This is a genomic window from Shimia sp. MIT1388 (genome assembly GCF_047124445.1).
Lineage (GTDB): Bacteria > Pseudomonadota > Alphaproteobacteria > Rhodobacterales > Rhodobacteraceae > Shimia.
The window spans coordinates 277,577-289,351 of record NZ_CP138921.1 but is presented as its reverse complement, the minus strand read 5'-3'; the positions used below and the strand labels follow the sequence as shown (position 1 = coordinate 289,351).

Here is an 11,775-nt window from a genome sequence, read left to right as displayed (position 1 = left end):
AGTACGACAATCTACAAAAAAGGCGCCCCATCGGGACGCCTTCCTAAACTCTCTCAGCCAGTCAAAAGACCTCAGCCCGCCTCGGCAGGCTCTTTCTCGCCTTCGCCGTGGATCATCAACGGCGCCGCCGCGCTGGTCGCTGCTTCTTCGTTCACAACCACTTCGGTCACGCTCTCCTGACCTGGCAGCTCAAACATGGTGTCGAGCAGGATCTCTTCGAGAATAGACCGCAGACCACGGGCACCGGTTTTGCGTTCGATCGCACGGTTGGCAATCGCCTTCAGCGCGTCGTCGGTAAAGGTCAGCTGCACATCTTCCAGTTCAAACAGACGCTGATACTGTTTCACCAGCGCGTTTTTCGGCTCGGTCAGAATGATCACAAGCGCATCCGCGTCCAGATCTTCCAGCGTTGCCAGAACCGGCAGACGGCCGACAAATTCCGGGATCAAGCCAAATTTCAGCAGGTCTTCCGGCTCCAGATCCTGAAAGATCTCGCCCACGCCGCGCTCGTCATTGTCCCGCACATCGGCACCAAAGCCCATTGCCGAACCTTTGCCCCGCTGCGCAATGATCCGGTCGAGACCCGCAAAGGCGCCACCACAAACAAACAGGATGTTAGTGGTGTCGACCTGCAGGAATTCCTGCTGCGGGTGTTTGCGGCCACCTTGCGGCGGTACAGAGGCCACGGTGCCTTCCATCAGCTTGAGCAGCGCCTGCTGCACACCCTCGCCGGACACGTCACGGGTGATGGACGGGTTCTCGGACTTGCGGGTGATCTTGTCGACCTCGTCGATATAGACAATGCCGCGCTGCGCGCGCTCGACGTTATACTCGGACGCCTGCAACAGCTTGAGGATGATGTTTTCCACATCCTCACCCACATAACCGGCCTCGGTCAGTGTGGTCGCATCGGCCATGGTGAACGGCACGTCCAGAATCCGCGCCAGCGTCTGCGCCAGCAAGGTCTTACCGCAGCCGGTTGGGCCGATCAGCAGAATGTTGGATTTCGCCAGCTCAATATCGCCGGTTTTGGCCGCGTGGTTCAGGCGCTTGTAGTGGTTGTGCACCGCCACAGACAACACGCGTTTCGCGGTGGCCTGGCCAATCACATAGTCGTCCAGCACGTCGCAAATCTCACGCGGTGTTGGCACGCCTTCGGAAGATTTCAGGCCGCTGGCCTTGGTCTCTTCGCGGATGATGTCCATGCACAACTCAACGCATTCATCACAGATGAACACCGTTGGACCCGCAATAAGCTTGCGCACCTCGTGCTGGCTCTTTCCACAGAAGCTGCAGTAAAGCGTGTTCTTGCTGTCACCACCGGACGTGTTCGACATGTCTTACCTTTCAGGCCAAATCTTGCCCCCATTTGGAGAGGGCCACCCATGATCTCAACCAGCTTAGGCCAGCGTCAAAGTGGGCACAATGCGAAAGTGCCCAGCGGCGTCTTTGCGCCGCCGGGCACTTAATACTTAGCTTTCTTCGTCATCACCTTTGGCGCGGTTTTCCACGATCTCATCGATGAGACCCCACTCCTTGGCCTCTTCCGGGCTCATGAAGTTGTCGCGCTCAAGACCGGCTTCCACCTCTTCATAGGTGCGGCCAGTGTGTTTGACATAGATTTCGTTCAGACGCTTTTTCAGCTTCAGCGTCTCTTCGGCGTGGATCATGATGTCCGTCGCCTGGCCCTGATAGCCACCGGACGGCTGGTGCACCATCACACGGCTGTTTGGCAAGGAGAAGCGCATACCGGCTTCACCCGCGGTCAGCAGCAGCGAGCCCATAGAGGCCGCCTGACCAATCACCAGCGTGCTCACCTTCGGCTTGATGTACTGCATGGTGTCATAGATCGACAAACCAGAGGTCACCACACCACCAGGGCTGTTGATGTACATGCTGATCTCTTTGGACGGGTTTTCCGCCTCAAGGTGCAAAAGCTGCGCCACGATCAGGCTCGACATGCCGTCATGCACCGGACCGTTGAGAAAAATGATGCGCTCTTTGAGCAGACGCGAGAAAATGTCATACGCGCGCTCGCCCCGGCTGGTCTGTTCGACAACCATGGGCACAAGGGTGTTCATATACGTTTCATAAGGGTCGTTCATATCGCCTGCCTGTTGATCGCGTTGCGGCCCGCCCGTCGGACCCTACCAAGAGAGTCTTAGTATTGGGTCACAGGGGCTGCAAGGGCACCTAATGATTTTTGGGTTAAGGCGAGGTAAAGGCGCAGGGATTGGGGGCGTATTTCCATGGGACCGCCCACCGGTTTCAAAACCTTGTGTCAGAGCCCACCAGGCGCTTAATCTACGCCATGTTTGAAATTAGGTTTAACGAAATCCCGCTTGGCACATCGCAACTGGAAAGTGGCGATCCGCCCATGGGATGCGTAGAAGGAAAGGTCGCGCCTTCTGAGTATTTTGAGCAATTTGCGAAAATCAATCCGCCACAGGATGAGGGCGACCCCGCCATAAAACGCTGGACCGGCCTGCGAGTATTAACATCCGAGGGACAAGAACTAGACGCTCAAGACATAGTGCTTATGGAAATTGACTTTGGCGGCACGACTGAACTGCGTGTTGATGTTCTGGGTATTCCGTCAAAGCAATGTAAAACGTTGTTTCCGCACCACTGCAAAGCTTACGAAAGTCAGTTCACTTAAGACTTGAAGCTGCCAAATCGCCGATTTGGCAGCGCCCAATTGGCCGGCAGGGCCTTACGCAGCACGCTCACGAGAGGTGAACCGCCCCCCCCCTCCCCGTCAAACCCGAGGTGTGCCTCCGGCAAAACGCGGGCGCTTTTGAGGGAACAACTGGAAGCCAAACTGGCTTCCAGCCTAAGTCTAAGGGGCGAAACTTACTTCACCTTTGCACAGGCCATGGCCGCGTCAAAATCCTTCGCGGACCCACCGCGCTTTTGAAACAGCGCCCGCGCCGCATCCTTATCGCCTTTGGAGTCAAAATACGCCTTCAGCCCCAACAACGCAAAATCATCCGGATATTTCACCAAACTCTCGCTGAACCAGCCGCTAATCGTACCATCCGCCTTAAACTCCTCAACATAGCCTGGCAGCCACTTGTACCCTTCTGGCACGTTCGCCGGACCGGTCGCGGCTTGTGCGCCCCCCGCGATCACAACAAGTCCCAAGAAAAAAAGAAATATTTTGCATACTCAATCTCCGATTTAACAAACGGGGTATTTGTCACCCAATTCGTGTCAAAGATCAAACCTCCGGGTGTTTAAACACGTGGATTGACGCAATGCGCAACCTCAATGCAAACTTTTGGTTTGGCAGCACCCACTGACCGGCAGACGCTTGAGCCGCAAGCGCCCGAGGGGTCCCCACGTCAAACCCCGAGAGACAACCATCAGACGCGTTCCTGATGACGGCCCATCACAGCGTCTTCCCCGCGCCGAGCTGCCTCCACACGAGCGTCATCCAGTTCCACGCTGTTCATCTTCTCGACAAGCTGAATGCACGCGTCTTGAAAAGACAGAAACTCAAGGCGACGTTCTTGCTGGCTCTCGGCATTGGACGCACGCTCCAAAGCTCTCTGTGCAATTTCTGCCAGCAAGAACGCCCGCTCCAGAGGCTGGTTTTTGTTTTTTTGCATCGCGACACTCGCTACTTGATCACAAACGTTTTGACCCAGCTCTCCGTTAGGGAGAGAACCCACTAAACCACTCGCTCAACATTGGTCAAAACCGGCTTCCAAGCGCGCACCCCTTACGGCAAACGCCCCGACAAAACCGAGCGTAACCTGTTGATAAACAACAAAACAACCCCAAACCCAACACTTCTGGAGCACCCTAAAATCTAAATCGTCTTGCGCCCTGCAACAACTTCAATAAATACTCAAAATATAAGCAAAAAAAGAACACGTTACATGAAGCGCAACCTTCCTCCGCTCAACGCATTAAAAGCCTTCGAAGCCACGGCGCGGCATTCGAGCTTTTCCAAAGCAGGGGAAGAACTCAGCGTAACCCACACATCAGTTGCCCGCCACGTACGGAACTTGGAAGCATGGTTGAAGGCCCCTCTGGTCCTCAAAACGGGGCGCAACATCACGCTCACCGATCTGGGAAAAGCCTACCATGCCGAGGTTGAGCGGATCCTCACCAATCTGGAGCAGGTAACGGATCGGCTCGCGGCAAGCGTTTCCAAGACGGTGAGATTGAGTGTGGAGCCTTTCTTCGCGCATCAATGGCTGAACCAGAAGCTGGCGGAGGCATCGGACGCCGCATCCAACACGCACTTCGAACTGTCCGCGGAACTCAGTGCGGACGTGATTGATCTGGACAACAGTGATTTTGATCTGGCGGTTCGATTTGTCTCAAACGAAAACCAGACCAAAGACATGCATATCTTCAGCCAGGAAGTCATGCACCCCTACGTCTCCAGCTCTCTTGTGCAAGAAGATGACAGCCCGGAGAAGAAACTGAAGGCCCTTAGCGCTTTGGACCTGATGTATTCGTATCGAAAAGAACGATGGGACCAATGGTTTCAGACAGCCGGCCTAACGCCCTCATCCGCCCTCACGTATTATCGGCAAACAGATTTTCGCCTGGGCATGTTGTCGGTGTTGACCGGCAAGGCCGCCATGATTGTCACACCCAGCCTTGTTCAGGAAGAACTGAAAGGCGGCTTGCTCTGCCGCGTAAGCGAGATTGGAATCGACACCGGCGGATTTGCCCTGCTTGTGTCCAAGCGCGCCCAAACCCGCCCTGCGGTTCAACACGCGGTCGCGTTTCTCAAACCCCTTCTCGCCACCTACACTGTCAAATAACAGGACCCACCAAAATGCGCAGCTTCGACGACCTCTTCGCCATCTCCGCCGAGCGCAAAGGCGGCGCCGACGCGCTCGAAGCTTTGCTCACAAAACCCAAATCCGCCGAAGAGCTCGCGCAGATCCCCGAGGACCGCTGGCTGGCACAATTCACCAAGGGCGTCTTTCAGGCGGGCTTCAACTGGAAAGTCATCGAAAACAAATGGGACGGGTTTGAAGCCGCCTTCCATGGCTTTGACGTCGACCGCTGTGCCTTCATGCACGACGAAGACATGGACCGCCTGATGTCCAACACCGACATCGTGCGCAACGGCCCCAAAATCCGCACAGTGCTGGAAAACGCCCACTTCATCCAATCCCTGCGCGCGGACGGCGGCGCGGGCCAAGTCCTCGGCAGCTGGGCCAGCACCGACTACGTCAATCAGCTGGAGTTCATGGAAAAAGGCGGCTCTCGCATCGGCGGTGCCACCGGGCAATATGCCCTGCGCTTCTTAGGCAAAGACAGCTTTATCCTCTCCCGCGACGTGGTCGCCCGCCTGATCGCCGAAGGTGTGATCGACAAACAACCCACCTCCAAAGGCGCAATGAAAAAGGTGCAAGAGGCGTTTAACATCTGGATGGACCAATCCGGCCGCAGCCTGACCGAAATCAGCCGCGTGCTCGCCATGAGCCTCTAGGCACTACTGCTGCACGCTCTGCAAAAAGGCCACCAGTTCCACCACCGGCTGCGAGGTCATGATCGGCTGCCCTGTGGGTGTCTTGAGCGCCACATCCACACCTTCAAAGAAATCGCCATACACTGGCATCGGGCTGCCATGGCTCACCAGCGGGTCGCGCCCGTCAATGCGCTTGATCACCCGTACCAAAGGAAACTGCCCGTTGTTCTCCTGACTCAGAGTCAACAGGTTGTCCGGCTTGATCAGCAAGACGCCCGCCATCGGCCCGTTGCCATCCATATCAATGCCATGACAGGTGGCGCAGTGCGTCCGATAGAGCGCCGCCCCCTCATCCACATTTTCCGCAAAACCGGCGCCCGCCATCAAAGTGACCGCCAGCGCACTCAGACCCGTTTTCATCACAACGTCCTCCTCTGCTACAGCGGACCGCTGGCCCGCGTTGCTCGCCCCCACTGCGCCAAGTCTGCCATATGAAGCCCCCACTTGCCTTGATCCGGATCATAGCGCGTGACACAACCGTGCCGTGCCGCAAGGAGAGCTCCCATGATCTACGCCGAAGACCTCACGCCCGATGCCGACGCCGTTATCAAACTCTTCGCAGCAACCTTTGCCGCCTCTGAAGGCGAAGCCGAAGGCGCGCTGATCGGCGATCTGGTCACAAATCTCTTGCGAGACCGCGCCGCCGCCGGCACCCAGGTCTTCACCGCCACAGACAACGGCACCCTCGTGGCCGCCGTGCTGTTCTCCCCGCTGCCCTATTCCGAAGACCCGCGCCGCGTGGTGCTGCTCTCTCCGATGGCCGTCACCACCCAGCGCCACGGCGAAGGCATTGGCCAAGCACTCATCACCCACGCCCTCGCCACCCTACGCGACCAAGGCGCAGAGGTGGCGATCACCTACGGCAGCCCGGTGTTCTACGGCAAAACCGGCTTTGAGCCCCTCACGGAAGACACCGCCCCTGCCCCGCAGCCACTCAGCTTCCCGCACCGCTGGATCGGCCAATCCCTCACCGACGCCCCGCTCACGCCACTGAAAGGCACCCCAAGCTGCGTCGCCGCGCTCAACGATCCACAGTTCTGGTAGCCTTTCCCAGCCCCCACGCCAACATCCCAACAACGCCAATTGACCCAACAACGGTTTCGCGCCACCCTGACAAGGTATTGTTACGGGGGAGACCGCACATGGGCTGCCGGCCAATTCTCATCTTCCTTTTGGCACTCAGCGCAAGCTGGGCCAACGCGGAGCTTGGTGCACGAACAGGCGAAATCCCCAAACGAAAACTCCCGTCGCCGACGATCACGCAAACACTGGTCCTCTTGGACGTCCCGCATGTTCGCCAAAAACCAGACTACTGTGTACCCAGCTCGGCAAGTATGATCCTCGGTTACTACGGACAACCAACGTCCCAGACAGAAATCAAGAACCGCGCGGAATCCCATAAGCCCAAAGACAAACAAAATTGGACATTTACCTATTTTGTAGACTTGCAAAAAGGTCTACGCACCTTGGGTCACCGTTGGGATATCCGAAGTTACCCCAAGACAAACGCGGGCTTCAACAAAGGCCTCGCAGATATTAAACGCAGCCTAAAAAAGGGCCGCCCCGTCATGATCGATGTCCATCAAGGACCAGGCCATACCTTTGTTTTAATTGGATTTGACGACGCCAAACAGGTCGTTTTTGTAAGGGACCCTAATATGGCGCCCTCTCGCGCCCGCCAATTGACGTATGATCAAATGCGCAGCAATTGGCACAATCACAGGTTTGGCCCACACCGTACCGCAGTATTCTCCAAGCCACCAAAATAGACGCCGCCCATGCCTCTCACAGCAACCGACGCCCAAGCCATGCTTGCCAAAGGCTTCGCCCCTTGGGTGCAGGCGCTTGACCTCACCATTACAGAGATTTCGCCAACCGGTGCCACGCTCACCATGCCGATCACCGCAGAGCTCACCCGCATTGGCGGCATCATATCCGGTCAGGCGCTCGCGGCGATGGCCGACACCGCCATGGTGTTTGCCTGCTTCGGACACCTCGACGCCTTCACGCCGGTCGCCACCACCAATCTCGACATCCAATTCCTGCGCCCCGGCACCGGCGATCTGATCCGTTGTGACGCAGAGATCGTCCGCGCCGGCAAAGCGCTGATCTTCGCCCGTGCCACCATGACCGCCCTGCCCGCGGACAAAGCGGTCGCCACCGCCACGGCAACCTTCTACGTGCCCTGATCCGCCAACTCCGGATGCCGATAGGCCTCTGGATAGGCCATCGGCTTCACCGGCCCCAAGGGCACAACCCCATTCCAGGACCGGCCAAAATAGCCCTGACGGCAATGCACCAACGACCCAGCCGCAGCGACACCGTCCATCGCATAGACTCGACACAGCCAACGCCACAGATGTGGATAGTCCAAAATCCGCGCCCCGTTCAGCTTCATGCGCACATAGTACACCGGGTCATGCCGATAGAGCGTCGGGAACAACCGCAGGTCCGCCTCGGTGAACGCGTTCCCTGCCAAAAATGCCCGCCCATCTGACAACAAAACCTCCAACGCCTCCAAAGCCGCAAAGTAGGCTTCAAACGCCTGCGCATAGGCAGTTTGATCAGACGAGAACCCCGCTTTATAGGCGCCATTGTTGATCGCCACATAAATCTGCGCGTTGAGCGCATCAACGGTCGCCACCATCCCGGCGTCCTCCGGCACCAACCGCACCCGCGCGCTGTCCGGTACGGTGCTGCCAAGCGCTGCCGCATGGCGGTCTAACATGCGCAAAATCTCCGCGCTTTCGTTGTTCACAATCCGCCCCGAAACCTTGTCATAGAGGATCGGCACCGACTGCTCCTCAGAGCCTTCGCGCTGGTAAATCTCCTTGGCCAGCCGCAGCCCCAATCCGGTCCCAGTCTCATCGGTGCATTCCGGCAACGTGCTCTCGGTCAGCGTGGCCACCCGGCTGGGGTCAAACTCCCAAAGGTTTGGCCCAACCACATCGTCCTCTCCGGTGCGATTGGGAAAGGCCACATCCATGCTGATGCTACTTTCCAGGCCCAGCACGGCCCGCGCCAGCGTCACCCGGTGGCACCAGGGGCAGTTCAACGCCACGAACAAATGATACCGCCCCGGCTCGGGCGGAAACCCCGGATCGCCAATCGCATGGCGAAACCCGCTCACCCCGCGCACAAATTCACCTTTGGCACGGCGCTCTGCCGCCCGCGTCTGATCTTCCTGAACCGATGTCCCGTTTGTCATGAGGTCAGCTTGCCCGTCCCACGCACAGATGCAAGCGCTTTGCCCCCATGCAACACCTGCGCACCTTGTGGTTACCTTTGATGGCACCACAAAAGCCCCACCACCGCGAAACAGCCGCGATACCGACAGAATACCGACGTGAATTTGGCGCGCTTTGTGGCGTTAACATCTTGCGCAACAGGGCGGGCTTAGCCGTCCACCAAAACCCCGTTTTCCAGTCGCACAACCCGATCCATCCGCGCCGCCAACTCCATATTATGGGTCGCCACCAAGGCTGCCAATCCGGTCTCCCGCACCAGCGTCATCAGCGCGTCAAACACCTGATCGCTGGTCGCCGGATCGAGATTACCCGTCGGCTCATCTGCCAACAAAATCCGTGGCTTATTGGCCAAAGCCCGACAAAACGCCACCCTCTGCTGCTCCCCACCAGACAACTCCGCAGGCCGGTGTTTCGCGCGATGCGCCACTCCCACGGATTGCAACAACTCCTTGCCGCGCTTTTCAGCATCGGATTTGCTCACCCCATTGGCCATCTGCGGCAGCGCAATATTCTCTAAGGCACTGAATTCCGGTAACAAATGGTGGAACTGATAAACGAACCCAATGTCCTCCCGCCGCGCTCTGGTGCGCCGCCGATCCGACTTTCCGCTCAGGATTTGCCCGCCAATTTCCACGCTGCCTTTGCCCGCTTCATCCAGCAATCCCGCAATGTGCAAAAGCGTCGATTTCCCCGCACCCGACGGCGCTACAAGCGCCACCATTTCCCCGGCTTTCAGCGAGAGTTCCGCCCCACGCAAAACATGGATCTCGCCCGCTAAGCCTTTGTTATATAACTTCTCTACGCCACTAAGCTTCAGCACAACATCATTCATAGCGCAGCGCCTCCACAGGGTTCATCCGCGCCGCCCGACGTGCCGGAAAAATTGTCACCACAAAGGCCAGCCCAAGCGACAGGCTCATGGCCGACATCACATCGCCAAACTCCAACTTCGCTGGTAATCGATAGATGCCCCGGATCGACGGGTCCCAGGCCTCGCCGCCTAAGAGCACGTTTACAAAGGAAAAAATAGGATCGATGTAAAGCGCGAACAGGCATCCCAAGGCCACACCAAACACCGTGCCCAACACGCCGGTGAAGGCCCCGCAGATAAAGAACACCCGCAGCACAGAGCCTTCCGTCAACCCCATGGTGCGCAGAATGCCAATGTCACGTCCTTTGTTTTTCACCAACATAATCAAGCCACTAACGATGTTCATCGTGGCGATCAGCACCAGAATGGAGAGGATCACAAACATCACATTGTCCTCCACTTCCAGCGCATTGAGAAACCCGCCCGACGCCTGTTTCCAAGTCCATACCAGCGCGCGATCCCCGGCCGCCATCATCAATGGCACCGCCAGCGCCTCCACCTTTTCGGGCTCCGCCACCATGACCTCGATTTCGTCGGCCACGCCATCGCGATCAAAGAACAGCTGCGCCTCGGTGAAAGGCAGATAAACCCGTGTGCGATCAATATCATAACGCCCGGCTGAGAAGATGTAGACCACCTCATAGCTGCTGATCCGAGGTGAGGTGCCAAAGGCGGTTTTCACCCCATTGGGCGAGATCAATTTGATGCGATCCCCTACCCGCGCACCCAGCTCGCGCGCCACGCCAGAGCCAATTGCGATACCTTCGTTATAGCGCCCGATGTCGCCGTCACTGGTGGTGGGGTCCGCAATCCGCGGCAGCTCCGCCAAATCCTCCGCCCGCATGCCAAAGACTTCGACCCCGGCATTGCGACTGCGCAGGTTGCCCATGACCTGCCCTTTAACCAGCGGCGCTGCTCGCGTCACGCCAGGCACATCGCGCAGCTTTGCCGCCATCACATCAAAGTCTTTGATGGTGCGATCAATCACACCGGTCTCGGAAATTTCTCCGCTCTGATAGACGGTTACATGGGCATTTGCACCCAAGATTGTCCCGACAAATTCAGACCGAAACCCCGCCCGTACGGCCAAAGTGGCGATCAAGGCAAACACCGCCAAGGTGATGCCAATCAGGCTGATCCAGGTCATCGTGCTGACCCCGCCCTCAGCTTTGCGAGCGCGCAAATAGCGCCAGGCGATCATCCATTCAAAACGGGAAAAAGGGGCTGTACGACCTGCCATAACTGCTCCGGTTCTTGGTTGGCGCGACCCTATGAGGCCACCCGCTTAGGGTCAAGCGATCCCGGCGCATCCAATCCCAACGGGCACGCCTCTGCCAACCGCCGCGCCACCACCGCCCGCAGGTTGCTAAGTTCTTGCATCCGCGCATCAATCTCCGCCAGCTTGCCACGCAACAGGCTCTCCACTTCGGCCTGCGACAACCCGCCGCCAAGCCCCTGCACCAAGGCGCCGATCTCTTTAAGCGAAAAGCCCAACGACTGCCCCTGCCGGATCAGACGCACCATCTCGACCATGCCCTCGGGGTAGTCGCGATAGCCGTTTGGCCACCGGTCCGCGCGGATAAGCCCTTGTTTTTCATAATATCGCAACGTGTCCCGGCTCACGCCACTCGCCTCGGCCAACGCCCCAATCCGCATCATTTTCTCCTTGACCCTGGACCTAACTCCAAGGTTTACACCTCCCCGCATCCAACGCAACTGACAAAGGATGCACCATGTCACCCACCGCTTTTCACCGCCTGTACCGGATTTCGTCTTGGTATGATCTGCTGATCACCTGGCCCTATATGACACCGTTGACACTCGGCCTGTTCTGGAGCGCCATGAACAGCGCCCATGCCGCCGCTGGTCTTGCTCCGCTGCCGGAACCCAACACCTACGCCATTCTCTTTGCCAACTTCACGGGGTCCGTGGTGTTCGTCTGGTCCGTCGTCCGCCTTCGCCTGAACAATCCCCAACTCGCCCGCTACGACGCCGTCGGCCGCTGGCTGTTCTCCGCCTGGATGCTGAACGCTGTGCTCAACGGCGCCAGCCCGCTGATCTGGGGCTTCCTCGTGATCGAGCTCACATTTGCCGTGCTGCAATCCCTGCCAGTGCGTGAGCCAGCGCAAACCGTTGCCGCATAAACAAAAAAGGCC

16 protein-coding genes are annotated in these 11,775 nt (G+C 58.0%); 7 read left to right on the top strand and 9 right to left on the bottom strand.

Annotated elements, in window-relative coordinates:
- Nucleotides 1–71 precede the first annotated feature (71 nt).
- Nucleotides 72–1,337 (bottom strand): ATP-dependent Clp protease ATP-binding subunit ClpX, encoded by a 1,266-nt coding sequence (gene clpX / locus SIB92_RS01380; protein ID WP_412554131.1) that lies wholly within the window; start codon nt 1,335–1,337, stop codon nt 72–74.
- Between the two features lie 135 nt (nt 1,338–1,472).
- The gene (locus tag SIB92_RS01375) at nt 1,473–2,105 is read right to left on the bottom strand and encodes an ATP-dependent Clp protease proteolytic subunit (RefSeq protein WP_294114001.1); all 633 of its coding nucleotides are present in this window, start codon (nt 2,103–2,105) and stop codon (nt 1,473–1,475) included.
- Nucleotides 2,106–2,311: 206 nt separating this feature from the next.
- On the opposite strand from SIB92_RS01375, the gene SIB92_RS01370 reads away from it, so the two are divergent.
- Nucleotides 2,312–2,659, top strand: coding sequence for a hypothetical protein (locus tag SIB92_RS01370; RefSeq protein WP_412554130.1), 348 nt, complete (start codon nt 2,312–2,314; stop codon nt 2,657–2,659).
- 194 nt (nt 2,660–2,853) lie between these two features.
- On the opposite strand, the gene SIB92_RS01365 is transcribed toward SIB92_RS01370, so the two are convergent.
- Together SIB92_RS01365 and SIB92_RS01360 are read right to left on the bottom strand one after the other, a co-directional pair.
- Entirely contained in the window at nt 2,854–3,144 is a 291-nt protein-coding gene (locus SIB92_RS01365) for a hypothetical protein (RefSeq protein ID WP_412554129.1), read from the bottom strand.
- Between the two features lie 221 nt (nt 3,145–3,365).
- Nucleotides 3,366–3,611 (bottom strand): hypothetical protein, encoded by a 246-nt coding sequence (locus tag SIB92_RS01360; RefSeq protein WP_412554128.1) that lies wholly within the window; start codon nt 3,609–3,611, stop codon nt 3,366–3,368.
- Nucleotides 3,612–3,824: 213 nt separating this feature from the next.
- Between SIB92_RS01360 and SIB92_RS01355 the strand changes: the two genes are divergently transcribed.
- Together SIB92_RS01355 and SIB92_RS01350 are read left to right on the top strand one after the other, a co-directional pair.
- A complete protein-coding gene (locus SIB92_RS01355; protein WP_412554127.1) occupies nt 3,825–4,784 on the top strand; it encodes a LysR family transcriptional regulator in 960 nt (319 codons plus the stop codon).
- Nucleotides 4,785–4,798: 14 nt separating this feature from the next.
- Nucleotides 4,799–5,461 carry a DNA-3-methyladenine glycosylase I gene (locus SIB92_RS01350; protein ID WP_412554126.1) on the top strand — a complete coding sequence of 221 codons (663 nt, stop codon included), beginning with the start codon at nt 4,799–4,801 and terminating at the stop codon, nt 5,459–5,461.
- Nucleotides 5,462–5,464: 3 nt separating this feature from the next.
- On the opposite strand, the gene SIB92_RS01345 is transcribed toward SIB92_RS01350, so the two are convergent.
- Complete coding sequence (locus SIB92_RS01345; protein ID WP_412554125.1) at nt 5,465–5,860, bottom strand: c-type cytochrome; 396 nt, start codon at nt 5,858–5,860, stop codon at nt 5,465–5,467.
- A 144-nt stretch (nt 5,861–6,004) separates the two neighbouring features.
- Between SIB92_RS01345 and SIB92_RS01340 the strand changes: the two genes are divergently transcribed.
- The 3 genes from SIB92_RS01340 (at nt 6,005) to SIB92_RS01330 (ending at nt 7,689) form a co-directional block, all read left to right on the top strand.
- Nucleotides 6,005–6,544: a GNAT family N-acetyltransferase gene (locus SIB92_RS01340; RefSeq protein ID WP_412554124.1), complete on the top strand. Its 540-nt coding sequence runs from the start codon at nt 6,005–6,007 to the stop codon at nt 6,542–6,544.
- 98 nt (nt 6,545–6,642) lie between these two features.
- Nucleotides 6,643–7,269: a C39 family peptidase gene (locus SIB92_RS01335; RefSeq protein WP_412554123.1), complete on the top strand. Its 627-nt coding sequence runs from the start codon at nt 6,643–6,645 to the stop codon at nt 7,267–7,269.
- A gap of 9 nt (nt 7,270–7,278) precedes the next feature.
- Entirely contained in the window at nt 7,279–7,689 is a 411-nt protein-coding gene (locus SIB92_RS01330; protein ID WP_412554122.1) for a PaaI family thioesterase, read from the top strand.
- Here SIB92_RS01330 and SIB92_RS01325 read toward each other — a convergent pair.
- From SIB92_RS01325 to SIB92_RS01310, 4 genes are all read right to left on the bottom strand, one after another.
- On the bottom strand, nt 7,677–8,708 hold the full coding sequence (locus SIB92_RS01325; RefSeq protein ID WP_412554121.1) for a glutathione S-transferase C-terminal domain-containing protein: 1,032 nt from the start codon (nt 8,706–8,708) through the stop codon (nt 7,677–7,679). The genes SIB92_RS01330 and SIB92_RS01325 overlap by 13 nt on opposite strands.
- Nucleotides 8,709–8,896: 188 nt before the next feature.
- On the bottom strand, nt 8,897–9,580 hold the full coding sequence (locus tag SIB92_RS01320; protein WP_412554120.1) for an ABC transporter ATP-binding protein: 684 nt from the start codon (nt 9,578–9,580) through the stop codon (nt 8,897–8,899).
- Nucleotides 9,573–10,859, bottom strand: a complete 1,287-nt coding sequence (locus SIB92_RS01315; RefSeq protein ID WP_412554119.1) for a lipoprotein-releasing ABC transporter permease subunit — start codon at nt 10,857–10,859, stop codon at nt 9,573–9,575. The genes SIB92_RS01320 and SIB92_RS01315 overlap by 8 nt, the downstream gene beginning before the upstream one ends.
- A gap of 29 nt (nt 10,860–10,888) precedes the next feature.
- Nucleotides 10,889–11,275 (bottom strand): MerR family transcriptional regulator, encoded by a 387-nt coding sequence (locus SIB92_RS01310; protein WP_412554118.1) that lies wholly within the window; start codon nt 11,273–11,275, stop codon nt 10,889–10,891.
- A gap of 77 nt (nt 11,276–11,352) precedes the next feature.
- On the opposite strand from SIB92_RS01310, the gene SIB92_RS01305 reads away from it, so the two are divergent.
- A complete protein-coding gene (locus tag SIB92_RS01305; protein ID WP_412554117.1) occupies nt 11,353–11,763 on the top strand; it encodes a hypothetical protein in 411 nt (136 codons plus the stop codon).
- Nucleotides 11,764–11,775: the final 12 nt, after the last annotated feature.

What these genes read in the sequence shown, in the direction of transcription:
- SIB92_RS01360 (WP_412554128.1), bottom strand. Translation starts at nt 3,611, where the DNA reads ATGCAAAAAAACAAAAACCAGCCTCTGGAGCGGGCGTTCTTGCTGGCA.
- SIB92_RS01330 (WP_412554122.1), top strand. Translation starts at nt 7,279, where the DNA reads ATGCCTCTCACAGCAACCGACGCCCAAGCCATGCTTGCCAAAGGCTTC.
- SIB92_RS01315 (WP_412554119.1), bottom strand. Translation starts at nt 10,859, where the DNA reads ATGGCAGGTCGTACAGCCCCTTTTTCCCGTTTTGAATGGATGATCGCC.
- SIB92_RS01375 (WP_294114001.1), bottom strand. Translation starts at nt 2,105, where the DNA reads ATGAACGACCCTTATGAAACGTATATGAACACCCTTGTGCCCATGGTT.
- SIB92_RS01305 (WP_412554117.1), top strand. Translation starts at nt 11,353, where the DNA reads ATGTCACCCACCGCTTTTCACCGCCTGTACCGGATTTCGTCTTGGTAT.
- SIB92_RS01320 (WP_412554120.1), bottom strand. Translation starts at nt 9,580, where the DNA reads ATGAATGATGTTGTGCTGAAGCTTAGTGGCGTAGAGAAGTTATATAAC.
- SIB92_RS01370 (WP_412554130.1), top strand. Translation starts at nt 2,312, where the DNA reads ATGTTTGAAATTAGGTTTAACGAAATCCCGCTTGGCACATCGCAACTG.
- SIB92_RS01345 (WP_412554125.1), bottom strand. Translation starts at nt 5,860, where the DNA reads ATGAAAACGGGTCTGAGTGCGCTGGCGGTCACTTTGATGGCGGGCGCC.
- clpX (WP_412554131.1), bottom strand. Translation starts at nt 1,337, where the DNA reads ATGTCGAACACGTCCGGTGGTGACAGCAAGAACACGCTTTACTGCAGC.
- SIB92_RS01350 (WP_412554126.1), top strand. Translation starts at nt 4,799, where the DNA reads ATGCGCAGCTTCGACGACCTCTTCGCCATCTCCGCCGAGCGCAAAGGC.
- SIB92_RS01310 (WP_412554118.1), bottom strand. Translation starts at nt 11,275, where the DNA reads ATGCGGATTGGGGCGTTGGCCGAGGCGAGTGGCGTGAGCCGGGACACG.
- SIB92_RS01335 (WP_412554123.1), top strand. Translation starts at nt 6,643, where the DNA reads ATGGGCTGCCGGCCAATTCTCATCTTCCTTTTGGCACTCAGCGCAAGC.
- SIB92_RS01325 (WP_412554121.1), bottom strand. Translation starts at nt 8,708, where the DNA reads ATGACAAACGGGACATCGGTTCAGGAAGATCAGACGCGGGCGGCAGAG.
- SIB92_RS01340 (WP_412554124.1), top strand. Translation starts at nt 6,005, where the DNA reads ATGATCTACGCCGAAGACCTCACGCCCGATGCCGACGCCGTTATCAAA.